This is a genomic window from Peptoclostridium acidaminophilum DSM 3953, assembly GCF_000597865.1.
GTDB lineage: Bacteria > Bacillota > Clostridia > Peptostreptococcales > Peptostreptococcaceae > Peptoclostridium_A > Peptoclostridium_A acidaminophilum.
This window is the reverse complement of record NZ_CP007452.1, coordinates 2047698-2068577: the sequence shown is the minus strand read 5'-3', so window position 1 is coordinate 2068577 and position 20880 is coordinate 2047698. Positions and strand designations below refer to the sequence as shown.

Here is a 20880-nt window from a genome sequence, read left to right as displayed (position 1 = left end):
TCTATGCATGCTGCCAGCTTGTCTGATATTATAAAGGGAGAAACAAGAATGAAGTATCGGGGGAATGGCAATTGAAAAGAATGATGATTTTTTTCACCATACATGCTTTGTTTGTAATGCTTAGTTCGGGTGCTTCATTTGCCGAAGACACACCGTACAAAACAGGACTCAATGAGGGTTATATAGAAGAAAAAAGCAAGCTGCTTCAAAGAGCCCTGGATGAGGAGTTTGTAGGTGAGGATATACTCCCTTCGAGCATAGACCACTCGGATTCTCCCTACCTTCCGCCGGCAGGAAGCCAGAGGGAGAACAGCTGCGTAGGGTGGGCCGTCGGGTATTACCTTAGAACATATCAGCAGGGAATGGATTTTGAGTGGAGCGTAAAAAGCGGCATCGATTATTATCCCAGCAGGGTGTTCTCGCCCACATTCATATACAACCAGATAAATTACGGCGTGGATGCAGGCGCAACGCTTGAGGATGCTGGAAGACTGCTGGAGAATGTGGGGGCTGCAACGCTAGAGGATTTTCCATACATACAGGGAGACTACAGAACCAAGCCTTCCTCAGATGTCATAAGCTCCGCCTATCCCCACAGAATACGGGACTGGCATATTCTCTACAACAGGTACGACTCCAAGGAATACATAATGAGGAAGACAAAGGAATACCTCAACACGGGAGATATCCTGGTAGCAGGAGTATACGTCGGGGACAACTGGTATAACCCGGACATTCAAGCAGACGGAACAAGCATAATAACAAAAGAGGTTTGCCCCAGAGCAGGCCATGCCATTACAGTTGTAGGATATGACGATGGCATAGCAACCTCGGATGGCCCGGGAGCATTTAAAGTAATAAATTCCTGGGGAAGCGAATGGGGAGACCAGGGCTTCAGCTACGTATCCTACGAGGAATTCTCCTCAAACATTATAAAGGCGGTAGTGTACACGGACATTGCAAACGAAAGCCTTTCGCAGGAGAAGCCGGACGAATCGCTGTATGAAGAGATATACCCGAAAGTAAGCAGCAGTGCGGCACCTGACAAGGAATGGGTCATTACCTTCAGCGACGAAGTAGACGAAGCCACGCTGGGTGATGGCATCCATGTTATTCAAAGTAGTCCTTGTGGTATAATATGAACATACAAGCGGTGTGAAAATACAAATAGTTGGATAGCGGAAGTGGTGATTATTGGAATGATACAGCAAAAGCATATAATCAAATGCAATTTAAGTGATGCAATTATTAGAGATATGGAAGCCATCGCCAAAAGATATCCAATTAGAAAAATAGTTCTTTTTGGATCTAGGGCAAGAGGAGACAATAGAATTAATAGCGACATAGATATTGCTATATATACATTTTCCGACTTCGATTGCAACAATGAGGGAGGTTTTGTTAGTGAAATTGAAGATATAAATACATTATTAAAATTCGATATTGTATTTATGAACGATGTGAATGATAGCAAGCTTATTTCAAATATAAATAGGGATGGGGTTGTTATATATGAGCGATTATAGGCAAAAATTTGAAAATTACAAAAATGCTCTGAGCAAGCTTAAAGAGGGTTTTGAAAAATATGACCATTCAAATGATTTATTGAGGGATGGACTAATACAGAGGTTTGAATTTACATTCGAGCTTGCATGGAAAACTCTCAAGTCAATATTTGAAGAGGAGGGTCTTATTGGCTTAAATTCTCCCAAGACTGTTTTCCGCGAAGCTTTTTCAGCAGGAATAATTTCGCATGAAGAATTATGGCTTTCAATGTTGAAAGATAGAAATTCCACAACACATATTTATAGCGAAGAAGTTGCAAAAAAGATATGTTTGAACATAGAAGAGAGGTATGTTGCTGCGCTAGATGATTTGATGGCTAAGATACAGGAAAGAAAAATGAATTAAGAAAACTTGTTTACTGCCATTAAGACAACATATTTTCAATAGATTTTATCTGCGGATTCAACGGATTCTAGTATATTCAAGCAGTCCAACGGAGGTCGGTATAGTGAGACTTAACAGCAGAATTAAGCGAGCAGCCATTTGCTCCTTATTGACAACAGCCCTGACTTTTGGTCAGGTGTCATACGGCCAGGAAGCTGCGCCGGAAACGCCTAAGACGGCTGCGGAGCAGAAAGAGGCAGCCTTGGATGAGCCTAAGGAGGCTGCGGCCCAGGAAGAGGCAGTGCAGGAAGAACCGGCTAATAAAGAGACGGTTTATGCCGTGAGCGCAAAGGCTCAGGAGGCCGCTGATTTTCTCATGGGGCTTGGCCTTGCAAACGGAAAGGAGGACGGCAAATTCCACCCGGAGCAGGGCATAACAAGGGAGGAGTTTGCAAAGCTGCTTGTAGGCGTGCTGGGACTCGAAAATGCGGCTCTGCTTTCGAAGGGTGAGCAAATATTCACAGACGTTGAAAGGGACAGGTGGTCGCATCACTATGTGAGCATGGCAGTAAGCATGGGGATGACGAGAGGCTTCGAGGATGGAAGCTTCAGGCCCGCCGAGAGCGTCACAAGAGCCCAGGCGGCGGCCATGCTTGTAAGATGCTTTGGCTACAATGACTCCTATGTGCAGGGCAGCTGGCCCGCCAACTACATATCCAAGGCCGCAGAGTTGGGGATACTCTCGGGAGCGGAAGGCGAGCACTCAGCATCTCTCGGCCGGGGAGATGCGGCTCTCATGGTCAAAAACGCCCTTCACGGAAAATACCTCTTCGGCCAGAACGAGGGCAGAATGCTTATGACGGAAAAGAGGGGCATATACCAGATAAGGGGCGCAAGGCTTATAAGGTCCATGAGCTACCTGGATGCGCAGAGCATGGAGTTTGAGATAACAAGCGATTCGGAGATTGAAGGCGGCGCATTAAAAAGCGGCGAAAAGCAAATATTCACGAATCCGGAGGGCATATACATACAGCCCGGGGAGACGGTGGAATTTTACGTAGACAAGGATGAAAACATACTTTACGTATCCAGGGCCAGTTCCTCCGGCTCAGGCAACCCGGCCCTGTCAGCAGGCATGAATGAGGTTGAAAACGCGTACGCTGAGAAGCCATACGGCATGATAAGGCTTAAGGGCGAGGAGGGCTATATCGACGTGGATTCAGACTCTATAGTCATGCTTGACGGCGAGACTGTAGATCCCGATGATTATGAAAGCGTTCTGGGGGAGGATGCCTGGGGCAGCTTCGTCGTGAAAAAGGACAGGCTGGAGTACGCCAATCTGGTATCATGGGACTCCGGGGATTTTGTAATAAAAAGTCTGGACGCCCAAGGAAGCAGCGTATCCGGCATTGACACAGAGGGCGGAGTAGAAGACAGATTGATTTTAAAAAACGGCAAGACGGCCTATGATTTTTACGTGGTCTTGGAAAGCGGCGTGCAGAAGGCGGATTTCGGGGCCCTTCAGATTGGCGACGTCATAAGGATAGGGAGCGAGAACGAGAGCGCTAACTCAAAGCCTGTCTACGTGTTCAGGAACAATTCGGAAGGCACATTCGAGAGGGTGTCGGGAGGCGCAAACGGCAAAAGCATAACCTTCAGGCTAAAGGGCATTCCTGATTCATACCAGCTTGCAGAAAGCTTTGCATACTCTTACAATGGAGGGAAAAGGGTAAGAGCCGGGTCTGAAAGCATCTCTTCAATAGCGTCCAGTCTGAATGAATTCTATAACCAAAAGGTCAAAATATATGGGAATCATGCGGGTGACGTGGTTTACGTAGAAGGCAACTTCAGCCTTGTGATTGACCAGTACGGCGTGCTGCTGGATTACGGAGACGCGGTGCGGGGTGAAATAAAGCTCCTGACCCAGACAGGCTCCAAGCGGGTGTTTGCCTTCGAGGATTCCGACGAATACGAATACCTCAAAGCCAGAGTGGATGTCGGTACTATAGTGAAGTACTCCCAGATAAACACGGGCACCATAAAGAATCTCAGCGACGACTTCACCGAAAACATAATATACACGGATGACATTAGCATAATAAGCTCCGGCGATGATTTCACCGAGGATTCCGTTGAAATAGGCGGCCAGACATATAAGGTGGATTCTGACACGGTGTTCTTCGACTACTCGGAGCAGGATCCCGACCAGGTAAAGCGTCTTAACTGGGACAAATTCAAAGGCAGACAGGTCGTTGGCGACGTGGAGGTAATAGCCGATACGGACGGCGACTATCTGCTCATGATGGCCATCTGGAGCAACATAGAGGGTATCAAGGAGGACACCAAGGTGGGCTACGTCCTGGACAACTTCAGCCTTGGGGACTACAGATACGTCGAGCTCCAGGAATACGGCTCCGAGGGAGTCAAAAGCTACAAGCTTGAAGACGAGTACAAGGATCTGATGCTTTTTGGAAGACTCATAGCATACCAGATAGGCTCCTCTGACAAGATAAACATAGTCGAGGCGGAGGATATGGAGTTTGTATCGGGTGAAGTGACATCTGCAGACAATCGCTACATATCCATCGAAGGGACAAGGTACAGGATAGGCGACGATGCCGTGGGCTTCGGAGGCGGCAGGAGCATCAGCCCACAGGGCCTTGACAGTGGAGACATAATTGCAGCCTACATCGAGGATGGAAAGATTGTGGCATTTGAAGACCTAGGCGCTCAAACGGACTCCAAAATCGCCCAGGGCGTTCTCGTAAGCGTGGACCCAACTTCAAGGGAGTGCCTTTTAATAGAGTTAGACGGCAATGAGAGGTCGTTTGCATGCGCCGAGGACATTGACTTTGTATTCCGAGACGGCTACATGGAAATAGAGGACGAGGGGGTAGACCCTGTTGAGCTGTTTGAAAGTCTAGCAAGGACAGGCACAGCTGTCAAGTTCTCGTACAACAGATATACTGACGAGATATATTCAATATGGGTAGATGACAACCAGTAGGTCGGCAAAGAGAGAGGGACGGTTCTTTTGGCGCAAGCAGCCAGAAGAACCGTCCCTCTCTCTTTTGTAAGTTGTTAAATTCGTGCTTTTTATGCTGCTAAGCCGCCTTCTTCTCGGCCTCTCTTGCTGGCTTTATGAAAGAGAAGTAGTAAACAAGAGCAACCATTCCTGCGCCGCCTACTATGTTGCCTAGTGTAACTGGTACAAGGTTGTTTATGAAGAAGCTTGACCAGTTAAGCGCTTCAAGCTTGGCTGGTTCGAGGTGAGAAGCCGCTGCCCAGTCCGGGTTGGCTTTTGCCATTATTCCGGCTGGAATATAGTACATGTTTGCAACGCTGTGCTCGAAGCCTGAAGTTATGAACAGCCATATCGGGAAGAATATTGCAAACAGCTTTCCCACCATATCCTTAGCGCCGTATGCCATCCATACCGCAAGACATACTAGCCAGTTACACATGATTCCAAGATAAAAAGCCGACATGAAAGGAAGCGATGTTTTGTAAGCCGCTATTTTGATTGTCACGCCGCCAAGCACGTTGGCTCCGCTGTTGAAAAGTCCAGATTGAACCATCATGTAGGCAATAAATACTGAGCCTATGAAGTTTCCTAAATATACGATTCCCCAGTTTTTAAGCATGTCTATGATTGCAGTCTTTTTGTCTGCAACGCCGAGGATTATCATAGTGTTACCAGTGAAGAGCTCTCCGCCGGCCACAACAACAAGCATAAGACCGGTTCCGAATATTGATCCTGCAAGCACTTTTCCCAAGCCGTAAGTTTCAGGCTTTGCGAAAAGGTTGAATGCCGCCATGTTTGAACCTTCCGATGCAAAAGCTATGAAAGCTCCTGCCAGTATTGCAAGCAGCAGTGTTGGAATAAATGGTCTGCAGCATTTTGCAATACCTGTGTTGATGGTCGCCTCGGCTATTTCAGCCGGTGTCAGATAATTCTTGTTCATAAATTGATAACTCCTTTTAAATAATTTTTTTTGATGCGGAACATCTGGATTGCAGCCTTGATCTCTTTGAGCCTTTAAGCTGTCTTTTCTGTGGCTATTTTTTCAACCTTCACTGCGCAGACCTTGAATTCAGGTATGTTGCAGGTCGGATCCAGAGCTGTGTTTGTAAGCATGTTGGCCGCTCCCACAGCAAAGTGGAAAGGCATGAACACCACGTTGTCAGCTAGTATATCCTTGACTGCGGCTTTTACATTTATTGTGCCCCTTCTTGATGATACCTTCACCATTTCGCCGTCAGCAACGCCAAGGTTTTCAGCTGCATTTGGCGAAAGCTCTATGAAGCTTTCCGGGGATTTCTGCATGAGGCCCTCTACCTTGCCTGTCATTGTCATTGTGTGGTAGTGGTATAGAACCCTTCCTGTTGTAAGTATCAGAGGGTACTCCTCGTCTGTAATCTCTGCAGGTCCTTTGTACTCTACGGCTGTGAAAAGTCCCTTGCCTCTTGCGAATTGGCCCTTGTGCAGGAATTTCGTGCCCTCGTGCTCCTTTGTCGGGCAAGGCCACTGCAGGCTTCCTTTTTCTTCAAGCCTGTCGTAGCTTATGCCGCCGTACTGAGGGGTAACTGATGCTATCTCATCCATTATCTCGCTTGTATTTCTGTAGTAGTTGGAATATCCAAGCTTGTTCATAAGGTCCATGAATATCTTCCAGTCGGCCTTGGCTTCCCCCGGAGGATTCACAGCCTTTCTTACCATCTGGACTCTTCTTTCTGTATTTGAGAAGGTTCCGTCTTTTTCTGCAAAGGCGGCTGCAGGAAGCACAACGTCAGCAAGCAGTGCAGTCTCTGTGAGGAATATGTCCTGAACTACGAGGAAGTCCACTTTCCTTAGAGATTTTTCGACGTGAGTAAGGTCCGGGTCTGAAACCATAGGGTTCTCGCCCATTATATACATAAGCCTTACATCGCCGCTGTCTATTCCGCTTAGCATCTTAGGTATGGTGAGTCCCACGTTGCCAGAGAGCTTGGCGTCCCAGGCCTTCTCGAATTTCTCGCGAATTTCTGGAGAAGTGACGCTCAGGTAGCCGGGGAACGAGTTTGGAAGTCCGCCCATGTCGCAGGCTCCCTGCACGTTGTTTTGTCCTCTTAGAGGGTTGACTCCGGCAGATTCCTTTCCTAGGTTTCCGCAAAGCAGAGCAAGGTTTGAAACCGACTTGACGTGGTTTGTTCCGTCGCTGTGCTGAGTTATGCCCATTGCGTAGTATATTCCGGCTTTGTCGGCCTCTGCGTATATTCTGGCCGCTTTCCTTACATCCTCTGCATCTACGCCGCATATAGCTGCGTATTCTTCAACAGTATGTCTGCCGAGAAGTTCTTTTAGCTTGTCGAAGTCCTCTGTTCTTTCTTCTATATATTCCTTGTCATGAAGGTCCTCGTCTACTATGGCTTTCATCATGCCGTTTAGAAGCGCTACGTTTGTTCCAGGCTTTATCTGAAGGAAAACGTCAGCGTAGTCGGCAAGCTCTATCCTTCTTGGCTCGGCAACTATCAGCTTTGCGCCCTTCTTAACCGCCTGTTTCATCATTGCGCCTATTACAGGGTGGTTTTCTGTAGTGTTGGAGCCTATTACGAATATCGCGTCTGAATCCTTGACTTCAGTTATGCTGTTTGTCATCGCTCCGCTTCCCAGTGTGGCTGCAAGACCTGCAACCGTTGAGGAGTGTCAGAGGCGTGCGCAGTGATCGATGTTGTTAGTGCCTATTACGGCTCTGAAAAGCTTTTGCATGAGGTAGTTTTCCTCATTTGTACATCTTGCAGATGTAAGCCCAACTAGCGAATCAGCTCCGAATTCTTCCTTTGTCTGCTTCATCTTCTTTGCAACAAGGCTGTATGCCTCGTCCCAGGAAGACTCCACAAGCTCCCCGTTCTTTCTTATAAGAGGCTTTGTGAGCCTGTCCGGGTGGCTAAGGAACTTGTAGCCGAATCTTCCCTTGACGCACAAAAGTCCCTCGTTGGCAGGTCCGTTGGCTGGCTCTGCGCCTACCACAGTGTCGCCTTTTACTACAAGATCCATCTGGCAGCCTACGCCGCAATATGAGCATGTAGTTCTTACCTTTTTAGTCTCCCATTGCCTGAAGAGCTCCTTGCTCTTTGGCATCAAGGCTCCGACAGGGCAAACGGCAACGCAGTTTCCGCAGGATACGCATTTGGACTTTTCAAGATCCACATCAAAAGGAGTTGCCACGTGTGTGTCAAAACCCCTTTCAGCCAGGTCTATTGCGCCAGTGCACTGAAGCTCGTTGCATACCCTTACGCATCTTCCGCAGCTTATGCACTTGTTCTGGTCGCTTATATAGAAAGGATTCGAATCGTCTATTTCATAATTCTTCTTTGCACCTTCGAATTCAGGCTCTTTGACGCCGTACTCGTAGCAGTAGTCCTGAAGTCTGCAGTCTCCGGATTTTACGCATGTAAGGCAGTCAAGAGGGTGGTTTGCTATCATCAGGCTTAGAACGCCTCTTCTTGCTTCGATTACTCTTTCGCTGTGAGTCTGTACGTCCATTCCGTCTACCGCCGGAGTCGAGCATGCAGTCATGAGGCCTCTGGCTCCCGCGACTTCTACAACACATATCCTGCAGGCCGCGTGCGCCTGTAGTCTTTCGTCGTGGCAGAATGTAGGGATGCTTACGCCTGCAGCGTTGCATGCCTCAAGCAGTGTGGACTTCCTGGGCACGCTCACCGTCGTGCCGTTTATTGTCACATTTATCATATTCGGATAAACCTCCTATTAACAGCATGCACTCATGCATGGCTTGAATATTATCAGCAGGGCAGCAGATGAACAGGCATCCTGACTGTCCCGCCAGGACCGGAATAAGACTGATTATTTTCCGCTTTCGCCTGCTTTATTTTCAAAATCAATTATCTTTGAAAGCGTGTTGTCGAGTCCCAGGGCCTCAGACCATCTGCATATTTTGAAGGAACCGTTTTCCTTTATCTGAGGAGATTTGAGCTTGTCTGAGCTTATGTATTCAAGCTCTGTCGCAAGTCTGCCCTTGAGGCAAAGAGGTCTTCCGCTTGTAGGTGGCTGCGGCTTGATGGCAACCGTTTCGCCGTTTCTTTTTAGAAGGTCAAAGTCGCATCCGCTGTCGCACTGCTTGCATTTAACAGCAACAGTTTGGACTTCCCAAGGTCTGTAGCTTCCTGTGGCTCTTGCGTCTATAAGAGCTCCGGTAGGGCATACGGATACGCATCTTAGGCATGAAACACATTTTGATTCGGCTATTGAAGCGTCTCCGTCGAAAACAACCTTAGTGTCGAAGCCTCTTCCTGAAAAAGCAAGCACGCTTCTTTCTGAAACTTGTCCGCATATCCTGACACATTTTCCGCAAAGTATGCACTTGCTGTCGTCTCTCATTATATAAGGGTTGGAATCGTCTAGAAGTCCGGCTCTCCTTGCACCTTTTGCAGAAGCGTCGAATTTCACATCATACTTGTAAGAATATTTTTGAAGAAGACAAGAACCGGCTTTTTCGCAAGTGAGGCAATCGTTCGGATGGTTATCAAGCAGAAGGCGAAGAACACCTCTTCTAGCGTCTATAACCCTTTCGGTCTCTGTTTCAACTACCATTCCCTCGGCAACCGGAGTCGAGCAGGCAGTCAAAAGGCCTCTTGCGCCCTGCACATCTACAACGCAAAGCCTGCAAGCGCCTACGGGCTCGAGGTTCTCGTCGTAGCAGAGAGCGGGGATTTCAATACCAAGCTTTGCGGCAGCTTCTATTATCGTGCTTTTCCGCGACACGGAAACGCTCTGCCCGTTAATTGTAAGTGTTACCATTTAATGTTCCTCCTTATATAATGTATGAATTAAATGTATGGATTAGTGGATTGGGAAGAGCGTCCACCAATTTGACCCGAATAAATTGTTTTTTTAAAAAAGCATAAATAATTGTGTTTATGCAAAATAGAATAAATTTATAACAATGTTTTAAGTAATAAAATAATAACAATAATCCAAGGATTTGTCTAGACTGCAATAATATCCAACCGCTGTAAAACGGGCAAACAGAAGCGATGAAAAAGCATAAAATAAGTATATATATGCAAAAAAGGGCATTTGGGCCCGGATAAAGAATGAAAAAATGTTAAATATTTATTCTAATTAAAGCCGTTCTGCTGGTTGCGAAAAATGATGGACTTAAGCTGATATTTAGCCTGGGAAGCTGTCGCAAAAAGCGGGGACTGGAGTTGGGTGCAATATTATGCACGTGCACGGGGAAACTATTCACATATGGGGATAGATGTAAAACGTGAAAGAAATGATAGAAATTTCACCAATGAAAATATCAACACACAAAAATAAAAGAGACATGTGGCAGTACCGGTCGACTAAAATCAAAAATACGGTTGACTTTATATATGTGACGATATATAATAACAATTGCGCAGTGCGGTACTGCGTATCCATAATTATTTGCCAATATCTTATTATCGGATGAAGGTGGCAGGAGAGACCCATGAGGGGCGCCGAAGAAGTAAAGCTTTCAGGCTTAGGACTGTCATCAAGACGATACTCTGGAGAGACCATATAAGGCACCGAAGGAGCAAATTTAATTGAGATCTTTATATAAATAAAAAAGCTCATCCCTTTTTTAGATCAAGCGATTAAATGAATCTCTCAGGTAAAAGGACAGAGAACTGAATTTTTCCTTAAAACATACAAACTGCTCAGGCGGTTTTTTTTATTTTTTTGGGACAGGAGGACAAAAGACACAATCCACCCTTGTCGGGATGTTTAGACGCTGCATACTGTGTCTGAATATTTGGAATTTTTAAAACAAGGTAATTGCAAAGCATGCAAGTCTCAAAAAACTGAATAGTGCGCAATTTAATTTGATAAAATTATAACGAAAAAGACATCCGGAAGCACACGCCCAGAATAAAACCTCAAAAACGTTCATAAATAGTCATTTTACATCCTGGAAAATCACGGCGCAGAAAAATATTTTTGCGAATTCTTGAACTGTGTGAATTGTTTGCATAAACGCACAATTTATAAACCCGCCAAAATCAACAGCTTCATTGTTGCGACGAACAAGCCTGATTGTAATTGTTCCCATTCAAAAACAAGTTGTTACTTTGTTGACAATCGATTATTTCTATACTATAATCATAACTAAGAAATCAACAAATTAATAGTTTTGGATGAAGACGGCGGGAGAGCCCCTATTGGGCACCGAAGAAGTGAAGCTTTCAGGTCTTAGGACCGCTGTTGGACAAACCTCTGGAGAGACTCGACAGAGCACCGAAGGAGCAAGCCGCGCGTGTATGTATACCGGACCATGTACATTATATACTGCATAAAATGTGCCGTATAATGTATTATGGATGATGTATGCAATATGAAAACGGCGAATCTCTCAGGTAAAAGGACAGGGGAATTTGAGTATGGGAATATGCCAAAGAGCTATCATTTTTTTTATTATTCTTCCCGTATATCAGATTGTCTCTGCTTTTTTGTTTTAAAAAATTTCAAAAAAAGCAGGAGGTAAACAAAATGGAACAAGTAAGTCAGTTTTTTCAAGCGGTAAACACATTCCTCTGGGGCCCGCCGCTGCTGATACTCCTTATGGGAACGGGTATATACCTGACAATCAGGCTGGGCTTTCTTCAGGTAACAAAGCTTCCTCTGGCTCTTAAGTATCTTTTCACTGAAGATCCGGAAGCAAAGGACTTGAAAGTAGACGGCGACGTTTCGGCGTTCGGAGCGGTTTGTACGGCTCTTTCAGCAACAATAGGTACAGGCAACATCGTTGGTGTTGCAACGGCAATAAGGCTTGGAGGTCCGGGAGCTCTTTTCTGGATGTGGATGGCCGCACTATTTGGCATGGCGACAAAGTACGCTGAGGCGCTGCTTGCCGTCAAGTATAGGGTTACCGACGAAAACGGACAAATGTCCGGCGGACCTATGTATTACATAGAAAGAGGACTTAACAACAAGTTCCTTGCAAGATGCTTTGCCGTATTCGGCATTGGCGTTGCGTTCTTTGGAATAGGAACATTTGCGCAGGTTAACTCGATAACCTCAGCAGTTGAGATATCGTTCAAGATTCCGGTGATCGTAACTGGCATAGTGCTTACAGTAGCTACTGCGGCTGTTACACTCGGAGGAATAAAGAGCATATCTAAGGTTTCTGAGCTTATAGTGCCTTTCATGGCTGCGTTCTATATAGTCGGAGTTATAGTAATACTTGTGCTTAATGCAGCTCAGCTTCCAGCGACTGTAGCCCTTATAGTAAAAAGCGCATTCACAGGACATGCCGCAGCAGGCGGTTTTGCAGGAGCTACAATCATGATAGCTCTAAAGAGTGGAGTTTCAAGGGGAGTATTCTCGAATGAGTCGGGTCTTGGCTCTGCGCCTATAGCGGCAGCAGCTGCAAAGACAAGATCATGCGTAAGACAAGGTCTTGTTCAGATGACAGGAACATTCTTCGACACAATAATAATATGCACAATGACAGGAATTTCGCTTGTAATAACTGGCGTGTGGAATGACCCGGCGCTTGAAGGAGCGGCTGCTACTACTGCGGCGTTCAGATCAGGATTCGGTGCGGTTCCAATGCTGGGCGAGCTGATAGTTACAATAGGTCTTATATTTTTCGCATTCACAACAATACTTGGCTGGAACTACTACGGCGAAAGATGTACTGAATATCTTTTCGGCGTAAAAGGAATAAAGACTTACAAATATATATTCATAGCGCTTGTGGCAGTAGGACCATTCCTCAAGCTTAACCTTATATGGACAATAGCAGACATAGTTAACGGCCTTATGGCAATACCAAACCTGATAGCAATAATAGGCCTTAGCGGTATAATAGTAGCAGAAACGAAGCAATACTTCGATGAATTGGAAATGAAGGAAAAAGAAAAGAAAAAGGCCATCGCATAATTTTAAAGGCCAAAACCAAACCCTCAAAATTTAAATATAAAAGACCCCAAAAGACAAAACCCCCGGAATCCAAGAGTCCGGGGGTTTTGTGAGTTCAAAATATTTTGATTTCAAATGATGCTTAATGGATGATGACTTCCATTATATATTGTATATATTGAATCTCCCGGCGCAGCGGGAGTATTCAGCTATTTAAAGTAGCCTCTTACCTCGTCTTCGAAGTGCTTTATAGCAGCAAGGAACGGAGCAGGTTCAGTCTTTCCAAGGCCGCAAAACGATGCGCCCTTCATGAGACCAAGCATATCAACGAGCCTGTCAAAATCAGCGGCTGTGGCCTTGCCAGATTTCATAAGCCCTACAATCTTGACGAGCTGTCTGTTGCCCTCCCTGCAAGGCGTGCACTTGCCGCATGACTCCTCGGCGAAGAAATGCGCCAGTGAATCGAAGTAGTCGAGCATTGAGTTCGAATCGTCAGCTACAACAACTGCGCCCGAGCCCACTGCAACGCCTATCTCGCAAAGGCCTTCATAGGATATCGGAGTGTCAAGCTGGCTTGCAGGCACTATTGCGCCCGAAGCCCCACCTATCTGAACGAACTTGAGCGGCCTCTCGGAGCTGAGTCCTCCGGCTATGTCGTACACGACTTCCCTTATAGTTATTCCAAATGGTATCTCATAAACCCCGGGCTTTTTGACATTGCCCGAGACGCTTATCATCTTAGTGCCTATGCTCTTTTCAGTGCCGTAGCTTCTGTACTCGCTGTCGTCCCTTACTAGTATAGGGACTATGCTGTATGACTCCACGTTGTTGAGCAGAGTGGGGAGGTTGTAGAGTCCGACATTGTTAAGTCTAGGCGGCTTTATCCTTGGCCTTCCCGCCTTGCCCTCTGTAGACTCAAGCAGAGCAGAGCTCTCGCCGCACACGTATGCGCCGGCGCCCGATACGACCTTCATCTCGATGTTGAGGCCTGTTCCGAGTATGTCATTGCCAAGGAAGCCTCTTTCCTCGGCCTGTTTAATGGCGTTTCTGACCCTGCCGTGAAGGTAGGTGTATTCTTCCCTTATATATATCCTGGCGTGGTTCATCTGCGAGCCGCCGCCCACGTAGGCGCCTATTATCATGCCTTCTATTACTCCGAAAGGATTGTGCTCAAGCAGAGACCTGTCCTTGAAGGTTCCAGGCTCGCCCTCGTCGGCGTTGCACATTATGCCCTTTACAGGCGCGCTCACCCTGACTGCGTGGTTCCACTTAGTGGCAACTGAAAACGCGGCTCCGCCCCTTCCCTGAAGGTCAGACTTGTTGAGCAGCTCTATAATCTCCTCGGGCTTCATTGTTATAGCCTTTTTAAGGCCCTCAAAGCCCCCTGCGGCTATGTACTCGTCTATGGAATCAGGATTCACCTTGTAGAAATTCTTTGATATAACGCTTACGGTCTTACTCATTTTTAGCCGCCTCCCTGCACTCGCCTATGATCTGCTTTATCGTTTCCGGGGTGAGATTGCCGACAACCTTTCCATTTAGCCTCATTGCCGGAGAAACATCGCATGCCCCAAAGCATGGCGTATATTCGAAAGTGAACAGCTCATCAGGCGTAGAGTTGCCTATCTTTATTCCAAGCTCTGCCTCGAGAGCATCCTTTACATTGACAACCTTGTTGACGGTGCACGAAGTCCCCTGGCAAAGCTGCACAAGGAATCTGCCCCTTGGCTTTGTAGATATCGCGTGGTAGAAAGTAGCCACCTCGTACACGTCCTGGACTATTATCCCCATTATCTCAGATACGGCCAGCATGGCCTCCTTGGAAAGGTAGTTTCTCTCGCTCTTTGACTGGACATCCAGCAGAACAGCTATGAGGTTGTCCCTTGAAGCTCCCCACTTGGATACAATCTCGCCGACCTGCGCGTATAGCTCCGGATATTGCTCCTCGAGCTTGCTGTTTAAAGGCTTAGTCATTTTATTACCTCCGATTCCATCTATTTATTTATATGAAAATATGAATAATACTTGAACATTAAAGCGTCAAAAAGATACTTAGCATGGCAATATTATAGCATTGTCAAGGCTTTTTTCCTATGAATGTTAATTTGTTAATTATAAAGTAAAGGCGGCCGCCCGGCACTATAAAATATTTCTATAGATCAAAAAGCTGCGCAAACCTTCTTTTTTCAAAGTAATACCCTATTCCAGAGCTTTTAGTCACAAACACTAGGAATAGCCACACGTCATAAAAAGAAAATAATTTTTTTGAAAAATCTGAAAAAAGATATTTATTTTGTTATATTAAAAACCGTCATACCCAAAGCCGCAGGTACGCTCTCTTGTCTTTTTGCAGCCAAGAGAGCGTACCTGCGGTGATTAGAACGGAATATAAGGGATAAAAATATATTAAATGCACTTTTGCGGCGCAAGGCAGCCGCCAAAACATAAAAACAGGGGGTAAGGGGATATGCTTAACAGTCTCAAGGAAAAGGACCAGGCGCTTTACGATATAGTAGGCGAGGAGCTTGCGCGCCAGAGGAACGGAATAGAGCTAATAGCGTCTGAAAGCTACGTGAGCGAGGCGATAATGGAGCTGCAGGGCTCAGTGCTCACAAACAAGACGGCCGAAGGCTATCCCGGAAAAAGATACCACGCCGGCTGCCATGTGGTAGACAAGATGGAGACGCTCGGGATAGAAAGGGCCAAGGAGCTCTTTGGCGCCGAGCACGCCAACATACAGGCGCACTCGGGCTCGCAGGCCAACCAGGCAGTATATGCGGCAATGCTAAATCCCGGAGACACGATACTCGGCATGAGGCTCGACCAGGGCGGCCACCTCACACACGGCAGCAGCGTCAACTTCTCGGGCAAGATGTACGACTGCGTATCATACGGCCTGAACAGGGAAACGGAGATCATAGACTACGACGAGGTTGAAAAGCTTGCAAAGGAGAAAAGGCCTAAGCTCCTCATTGCGGGAGCGAGCGCATACCCAAGGCTCATAGACTACGAAAGAATGTCGCTTATAGCAAAGGAAGTCGGAGCCTACTTCATGGTCGACATGGCACATATTGCAGGCCTTGTGGCGGCAGGCGTCATACCAAGCCCGGTGCCTCACGCGGATTTTGTGACATCGACAACCACAAAGACACTAGCGGGCGCAAGAGGCGGCTTCATACTCTGCAGGGGCGAGCATGCAGCCAAGGTGGACAAGGGCATATTCCCGGGAGTACAGGGCTCAATGCACTTTCACATAATGGCGGCCAAGGCGCACACCTTCAAAAATGCCATGACTAGCGAGTACAGGGAGTGCATGCAGCAGGTAGTGAGAAACGCGCAAAAGCTCGCGCAGACGCTTTCGCAGAGGGGATTTAGGATAGTAACAGGCGGCACAGACAACCACCTCATGCTGGTCGACGTCAGGCCAAAGGGACTGACAGGAGTGCAGCTAGACGAGGCGCTCGAGAGCGTAGGCATAACAGTAAACAAGAACATGATACCATTCGATCTCCAAAAGCCTGCAGTGACAAGCGGCATAAGGATAGGAACGACAGCCATGACAATAAAGGGAATGAAAGAGGAGGAGGCCGAGCACATAGGCGCGTTAATAGACGAGGTTGCCAGCAACATAGACAACAAGGCGGCGCTCGAAGGCATTGCAAAAAGAGTCGTAGAGCTCGGCAGCAGCTTCCCTCTCTACCAGGGCTACTTCGAATAAGCTGGAGACGAGACGCTCATGAATACAGGAATCCGCAGGATAGACGATCTGGACATAAAAGAAGAGGTGCGCAAGCTAAAAAGCATGGCCGCCAAAAATGGCCTGGGCAAGCTGCGCGGCCCGGCAGCGTCAAAAAGGCCTGCGCCCCAAAAGACGGACATACTCATACTTACAGCATTCTTCGGCTCCGGCCACCACAACGTATCCAAGGCCGTAAAGGAGCAGCTGCTGGCGCTAGATCAGAGCCTTGGCATAGAGATAAGGGACCTTTTCAGCGTCACAAACCCTCTGCTCGAGCAGTACGCATACGACCTCTACGAGCTCATAACCAAGGAGATGCCCGAGCTCTACAACTATTTCTACAGGAAGCGCAAGGACTGCACGGAATACTACATAGACGAGATAACGAGCATAATGGGCCTTCAGCGCCTCACCGAATATATACTCGAGACCGAGCCGAGGCTCATAGTCGCCACATTCCCGCTCTGCTCCAACATAGTCTCGCGCTTCAAGAAAAAGCAAAAATCGGGCATACCGCTGGCCACCTGCATAACAGACGTAGTCGACAGCTACGAGTGGCTGAGCGATGAGACAGACCTGTACCTGCTGCCTGCGGGCTGCGTAAAAAGCAGCCTCATAAAAAAAGGAATACCCGAGAGCAGGCTCAAGGTCACGGGAATACCAGTTAGAAAAAGCTTCATCGACGCGGAAAACATAAGCAAGCCGTTGCCCGAGGAAATCAAAAGAGTCGTGGTGATGGGCGGAGGAAGAGGCCACTTCGACGTCGAGCTAAAGCTGCTTGAGACGCTCGACCGGATGAGCGGAGTCGAAACGAGCATAATAACAGGCAGGAACAGGGAGCTTTTCGAAAAACTCCAGGCCCAGGGCTTTCAGAACACCAAGATAATAGGCTTTGTCAAGGATCCGGCATTCCTTATGAGAAGAACCAGCCTCCTTGTCACAAAGCCCGGCGGCGTGACGCTCTTTGAGGCCATAAACTGCGAAACACCTCTTGTCGCCAAAATGCCAAACATCGGCCAGGAGATAGAAAACGCCAACTTCATCAAAAAATACAGCCTGGGGGCAGTAAAAGACACAACACTTGAAGTCGCCGGAGAAATAGAGCGGCTCCTTGGCAGCAGCGAGGAAATCACAAAGCTCGAAGACAACATAAGGAGCTTCAAGGCGACGCTGGAGCGGGACAAGATAGGGGAGTATCTTTTGAATCTTCTCTAAATGGGATTCAAGCATTGATTCAAGTGAACGCTTGTCTCTCATTCGGTTTTGGGATTCGCGCTAGCTTGGCCTTACTTAAACTCTTGAATTTTGAGAACTCGCTGCGCTCAGACACTCAAAATTCTGCGGTTTCAGCTGCGGCCTTCGCTGGCAAATCCATCAAAACGCTCATAAAATCGACTGCGCATTCAGCTTGAATCCCTTGGGCGCAAAACCAACCGCCTCGTGCTTGAGCTATCGAATTCATGTGCGGAGATATTGTATACGCGCAGCAAAAAAAGGCAGCCATGGGCTGCCTTTTATGCATAATACATATTGGATTTCCTCGAAGAGGGCTCATTCCTTCATCGAAACTATGGCGCTTCCGAGAGAGCTTATCGCATTAGTGAGAGTCTCCAGCTTCTCTTCAATTCTCATGAGAAGATACAGACATATCACAATGGGGAAGCCCACATTCGAAAGCAAATAGACAAGCTGCTCCATAGCAACGCGACCTAGCTAAGAGTAACAGGAGTCTCGTCGATGGCGACTATCTTCGCCGCAACCTTGCCATCTATTGCGGCCCCGTCGAACACAAAGACATCCTTTTGCACCAGAGAATCCATAAGAGCGTTTATCTCCGGGCCAGTGACATCCTCCCTGGCATTCTCAAGCCTGAGCGTATACCTCTTGCCGTCGGATTTCACAAAACTCATTTCGATTGTCCTTTTCATCTCAAAAACCCCCCTATATATAATGTAGTAATTATTCGCGGCGCCATCGCAGCATGCGCACGTGGATGGCGAAGCATCCGCTGCTTTTAGTGTGCTCCCCGCCCGAAGGGCGGCTTAAGCGACGCCGGCTTAACTCGCATGCCGACTTGAGTCATGTTTTTAGAGATTCCCCAGCGCAGCATGCGCACAAAACCGAAGAATTTTGAGTGTCTGAGCGTAGCGAGTTCTCAAAATTCGAGAGCTTTTGGCGTGGGCAAGCTGCAGGGAATCCCAAAACTGAGTAGAAGGCAAGAGTTAACCTAAGTCGCTAATCACCGACTCATCAACTCTCCTCACCTCGCTCAGCGCCGGCTCCTGAACCGCCGCCAGCCCACTCGCCACCGCCAGAATATCAGCGTCAAGAACCTCCGGCCTGAAATTCTTGAAAGTCTTCCTCTTGAAAACCTCCTTGCCATCCGTGCCAATCCCCATCGAATAAGTCAGCTGAAGATTAGATGCCACCTTTTCAACAATAGCCATGATAACAACCTCCTTTGAAATTTTGTATTCACATATATATATTCAGCCTGGGAGGAAAATTGGCACTATATTTTCAAAAAAGCCAAAAAAATTCCGGATGTGGTATAATGGAGATACCGATAACCCAGAAAAAACAACCTAAAGCTTAACATAGATAACACAGCTAACCGTAAAATCACACCCCTGTTTATCGGAGAATAAGAGGCGGAGGTATGAAAAATGGAAAAGGAAATTCTAGAAATACTAAAAAACATCCAAAGTGATATGACCGACATGAAAGGCGAAATCTCGGGAATCAAAGGCGAAATCTCGGGAATCAAAAATGACATGTCTGGCATGAAAGGTGAAATCTCGGGAATCAAAAATGACATGTCTGGCATGAAAGGCGAAATCTCGGGAATCAAAGGTGAAATCTTCGGAATTAAAGATGAAATTTCCGGTATCAAAACTGAAATGACCGGCATGAAAAGCACTCTCGATGAGCATACGCAGCTCCTTAGAGCTCTCGAGCATTCGGCTCAAGTCAACAAGGCCGAGCACGACCAAATGTTCAACGAAATTGCCCACATAAGAGGAGACGTTGAAAAACTCAAGAATGACTTCAACATAGTAGAAAGAATCGCCGCAAAGAACTGGTACGACATAACGACTCTCAAGGAAGCAAAATAATAAATCACCATACCCTAACAAACACAAACGGGATAAGCACGCCAAACTCAGAACCAATCTGAAAGGCTTGCCTATCCCGTTTTATTATTAAAAAACACATGTCTCTACATGCATTTTGAATATTTTGGCATTTGGCGGCCTGTTGACCTAGTTTGTTCTTTAATCACAAAGCCTGTAGCATAATCTGGCACTTAGCTTCCGCGCCATTCATCCCGGGAGAGAGGCCCGTCCCGCAACTGCCGCAGAGCCCGCCGCGAAAGCTTGGAGGCATACGAATACGAAATCCCAAGTCGTTTTGCAGTCTCATCAGTGCTGAGTCCCTGCATATAAATAAGTTCTATGACATCCCTTTGAGCTTCAGGAAGCGTCTCGAGCGCCATCCTGGTTTCAACCCCTGCTATCTCATAGTCACAAGCTCCCGAGCGTTCGGAATGCTCGTCGCTCACATCCGCCTCCGCGCGCCTTGACTCCTCGAGAATCCGCTTTCGCTTGAGGTTCCAGTAGAACGTACTTATCATGTATTTGGCGTAGCCGCAAAAATTCGCTCCCCGCTGAGGCTCGAAGTCGCGAATGAGCTCAAGCAGCTTCACGATACCGTCCTGAAGCAGATCCTCATCCACCACACCAAAATACTGCCTGCACTTGCCCCTAAGGAGCGGAGTAAAGCGCTCCACAAGCTCATGTGTAGAATCCTTGCATCCCTCGCAGGCGAGCTCGGCAAGCCGTTGTGCCTCCAAATGCTCCTGCTCTACTACAGCTGATTTGCCTTCCTGATTACAGAAATTCAATCCGTCTCACCCCTTTCAGCTTCAGCACGCCATCATTTGCCATCCTGTGAAGATGCTTGTTTACAACACTCGGAGCCCTGCCGACTTTTGCGCCTATCTCCCTGCGGCTGGGACAATACCCCATGCTTTGACACTCCCTTATGAAGACGATCATATCGCTCCTGAGAGTCTCGCTGCAGTATTCCTCGCAACTCCTTCCGTACAACCCCTCCACCTCCCAAAAGTTAGCCCGAACCCGAAAGCGGCAAACAGTCTGCAAAACAAAGACGTGAACATACTGGAAAAACCGGGATCCTGAGCTTGCCCACATTATACATAAGACATATTGCATAAACAAGCCGCAAATTTTTGTTCGCCCCTGAAATCCATTTGGTTGAAAACGTAAAACCCCGATGCTGCAAAGCTTATACGCAGATGAATAATCATTCGAAATATTGCATGTCCCTGCAGTTT

18 protein-coding genes and 3 riboswitches are annotated in these 20880 nt (G+C 47.2%); of the genes, 8 read left to right on the top strand and 10 right to left on the bottom strand.

What is annotated here, in order from left to right; genetic code table 11:
• Positions 1–80: 80 nt before the first annotated feature.
• The 4 genes from EAL2_RS10100 to EAL2_RS10085 all read left to right on the top strand — a co-directional run bounded on the left by EAL2_RS10100 (position 81) and on the right by EAL2_RS10085 (position 4897).
• On the top strand, positions 81–1142 hold the full coding sequence (locus EAL2_RS10100) for a C1 family peptidase (RefSeq protein WP_242842515.1): 1062 nt from the start codon (positions 81–83) through the stop codon (positions 1140–1142).
• Positions 1143–1187: 45 nt separating this feature from the next.
• Positions 1188–1526: a nucleotidyltransferase domain-containing protein gene (locus tag EAL2_RS10095; RefSeq protein WP_242842468.1), complete on the top strand. Its 339-nt coding sequence runs from the start codon at positions 1188–1190 to the stop codon at positions 1524–1526.
• On the top strand, positions 1513–1911 hold the full coding sequence (locus tag EAL2_RS10090) for a nucleotidyltransferase substrate binding protein (protein ID WP_025436264.1): 399 nt from the start codon (positions 1513–1515) through the stop codon (positions 1909–1911). Before EAL2_RS10095 ends, EAL2_RS10090 begins: the two co-directional genes overlap by 14 nt.
• Before the next feature lie 103 nt (positions 1912–2014).
• Positions 2015–4897: an S-layer homology domain-containing protein gene (locus tag EAL2_RS10085; protein ID WP_025436263.1), complete on the top strand. Its 2883-nt coding sequence runs from the start codon at positions 2015–2017 to the stop codon at positions 4895–4897.
• Between the two features lie 97 nt (positions 4898–4994).
• Here the strand turns inward: EAL2_RS10085 and EAL2_RS10080 are convergent, their stop codons facing one another.
• The 3 genes from EAL2_RS10080 to EAL2_RS10065 all read right to left on the bottom strand — a co-directional run bounded on the left by EAL2_RS10080 (position 4995) and on the right by EAL2_RS10065 (position 9691).
• Positions 4995–5855 (bottom strand): formate/nitrite transporter family protein, encoded by an 861-nt coding sequence (locus EAL2_RS10080; protein ID WP_025436262.1) that lies wholly within the window; start codon positions 5853–5855, stop codon positions 4995–4997.
• A gap of 74 nt (positions 5856–5929) precedes the next feature.
• Entirely contained in the window at positions 5930–8623 is a 2694-nt protein-coding gene (fdhF, locus tag EAL2_RS15205) for a formate dehydrogenase subunit alpha (protein ID WP_084481119.1), read from the bottom strand.
• A gap of 114 nt (positions 8624–8737) precedes the next feature.
• A complete protein-coding gene (locus EAL2_RS10065) occupies positions 8738–9691 on the bottom strand; it encodes a 2Fe-2S iron-sulfur cluster-binding protein (protein WP_025436259.1) in 954 nt (317 codons plus the stop codon).
• 727 nt (positions 9692–10418) lie between these two features.
• A riboswitch (glycine riboswitch) is annotated at positions 10419–10557 on the top strand.
• 501 nt (positions 10558–11058) lie between these two features.
• Positions 11059–11132: riboswitch (glycine riboswitch) on the top strand.
• 2 nt (positions 11133–11134) lie between these two features.
• A riboswitch (glycine riboswitch) is annotated at positions 11135–11292 on the top strand.
• Between the two features lie 118 nt (positions 11293–11410).
• Here EAL2_RS10065 and EAL2_RS10060 point away from each other — a divergent pair.
• Positions 11411–12805: an alanine/glycine:cation symporter family protein gene (locus tag EAL2_RS10060; RefSeq protein WP_025436258.1), complete on the top strand. Its 1395-nt coding sequence runs from the start codon at positions 11411–11413 to the stop codon at positions 12803–12805.
• A 188-nt stretch (positions 12806–12993) separates the two neighbouring features.
• On the opposite strand, the gene EAL2_RS10055 is transcribed toward EAL2_RS10060, so the two are convergent.
• Both EAL2_RS10055 and EAL2_RS10050 read right to left on the bottom strand, forming a co-directional pair.
• Positions 12994–14247: a complex I 51 kDa subunit family protein gene (locus EAL2_RS10055; RefSeq protein WP_025436257.1), complete on the bottom strand. Its 1254-nt coding sequence runs from the start codon at positions 14245–14247 to the stop codon at positions 12994–12996.
• The gene (locus EAL2_RS10050; RefSeq protein ID WP_025436256.1) at positions 14240–14758 is read right to left on the bottom strand and encodes an NADH-quinone oxidoreductase subunit NuoE family protein; all 519 of its coding nucleotides are present in this window, start codon (positions 14756–14758) and stop codon (positions 14240–14242) included. The genes EAL2_RS10055 and EAL2_RS10050 overlap by 8 nt, the downstream gene beginning before the upstream one ends.
• 493 nt (positions 14759–15251) lie before the next feature.
• Here EAL2_RS10050 and EAL2_RS10045 point away from each other — a divergent pair, with 493 nt between their 5' ends.
• Entirely contained in the window at positions 15252–16502 is a 1251-nt protein-coding gene (locus tag EAL2_RS10045) for a serine hydroxymethyltransferase (RefSeq protein ID WP_025436255.1), read from the top strand.
• Positions 16503–16520: 18 nt separating this feature from the next.
• Complete coding sequence (locus tag EAL2_RS10040) at positions 16521–17738, top strand: MGDG synthase family glycosyltransferase (RefSeq protein ID WP_025436254.1); 1218 nt, start codon at positions 16521–16523, stop codon at positions 17736–17738.
• A gap of 336 nt (positions 17739–18074) precedes the next feature.
• On the opposite strand, the gene EAL2_RS15070 is transcribed toward EAL2_RS10040, so the two are convergent.
• The 3 genes from EAL2_RS15070 to EAL2_RS10030 all read right to left on the bottom strand — a co-directional run bounded on the left by EAL2_RS15070 (position 18075) and on the right by EAL2_RS10030 (position 18970).
• Entirely contained in the window at positions 18075–18221 is a 147-nt protein-coding gene (locus EAL2_RS15070) for a YvrJ family protein (RefSeq protein ID WP_070810851.1), read from the bottom strand.
• A gap of 11 nt (positions 18222–18232) precedes the next feature.
• Positions 18233–18451 carry a DUF2922 domain-containing protein gene (locus tag EAL2_RS10035; RefSeq protein ID WP_025436253.1) on the bottom strand — a complete coding sequence of 73 codons (219 nt, stop codon included), beginning with the start codon at positions 18449–18451 and terminating at the stop codon, positions 18233–18235.
• Between the two features lie 294 nt (positions 18452–18745).
• A complete protein-coding gene (locus EAL2_RS10030; protein ID WP_025436252.1) occupies positions 18746–18970 on the bottom strand; it encodes a DUF1659 domain-containing protein in 225 nt (74 codons plus the stop codon).
• Between the two features lie 219 nt (positions 18971–19189).
• On the opposite strand from EAL2_RS10030, the gene EAL2_RS10025 reads away from it, so the two are divergent.
• Entirely contained in the window at positions 19190–19639 is a 450-nt protein-coding gene (locus tag EAL2_RS10025; protein ID WP_025436251.1) for a hypothetical protein, read from the top strand.
• 191 nt (positions 19640–19830) lie between these two features.
• Here EAL2_RS10025 and EAL2_RS10020 read toward each other — a convergent pair whose 3' ends face one another.
• Positions 19831–20427, bottom strand: a complete 597-nt coding sequence (locus EAL2_RS10020) for an RNA polymerase sigma factor (protein WP_025436250.1) — start codon at positions 20425–20427, stop codon at positions 19831–19833.
• Entirely contained in the window at positions 20414–20632 is a 219-nt protein-coding gene (locus tag EAL2_RS15535) for a LexA family protein (RefSeq protein WP_025436249.1), read from the bottom strand. The genes EAL2_RS10020 and EAL2_RS15535 overlap by 14 nt, the downstream gene beginning before the upstream one ends.
• Positions 20633–20880: the final 248 nt, after the last annotated feature.

Excerpts from the sequence above, each read along its gene's own strand:
- EAL2_RS10055 (WP_025436257.1), bottom strand. The coding sequence starts at position 14,247 with ATGAGTAAGACCGTAAGCGTTATATCAAAGAATTTCTACAAGGTGAAT.
- EAL2_RS10035 (WP_025436253.1), bottom strand. The coding sequence starts at position 18,451 with ATGAAAAGGACAATCGAAATGAGTTTTGTGAAATCCGACGGCAAGAGG.
- EAL2_RS10040 (WP_025436254.1), top strand. The coding sequence starts at position 16,521 with ATGAATACAGGAATCCGCAGGATAGACGATCTGGACATAAAAGAAGAG.
- EAL2_RS10050 (WP_025436256.1), bottom strand. The coding sequence starts at position 14,758 with ATGACTAAGCCTTTAAACAGCAAGCTCGAGGAGCAATATCCGGAGCTA.
- EAL2_RS10025 (WP_025436251.1), top strand. The coding sequence starts at position 19,190 with ATGGAAAAGGAAATTCTAGAAATACTAAAAAACATCCAAAGTGATATG.
- EAL2_RS15070 (WP_070810851.1), bottom strand. The coding sequence starts at position 18,221 with ATGGAGCAGCTTGTCTATTTGCTTTCGAATGTGGGCTTCCCCATTGTG.
- EAL2_RS10060 (WP_025436258.1), top strand. The coding sequence starts at position 11,411 with ATGGAACAAGTAAGTCAGTTTTTTCAAGCGGTAAACACATTCCTCTGG.
- EAL2_RS10090 (WP_025436264.1), top strand. The coding sequence starts at position 1,513 with ATGAGCGATTATAGGCAAAAATTTGAAAATTACAAAAATGCTCTGAGC.
- EAL2_RS10030 (WP_025436252.1), bottom strand. The coding sequence starts at position 18,970 with ATGGCTATTGTTGAAAAGGTGGCATCTAATCTTCAGCTGACTTATTCG.
- EAL2_RS10080 (WP_025436262.1), bottom strand. The coding sequence starts at position 5,855 with ATGAACAAGAATTATCTGACACCGGCTGAAATAGCCGAGGCGACCATC.
- EAL2_RS10100 (WP_242842515.1), top strand. The coding sequence starts at position 81 with ATGATGATTTTTTTCACCATACATGCTTTGTTTGTAATGCTTAGTTCG.
- EAL2_RS10065 (WP_025436259.1), bottom strand. The coding sequence starts at position 9,691 with ATGGTAACACTTACAATTAACGGGCAGAGCGTTTCCGTGTCGCGGAAA.
- EAL2_RS10045 (WP_025436255.1), top strand. The coding sequence starts at position 15,252 with ATGCTTAACAGTCTCAAGGAAAAGGACCAGGCGCTTTACGATATAGTA.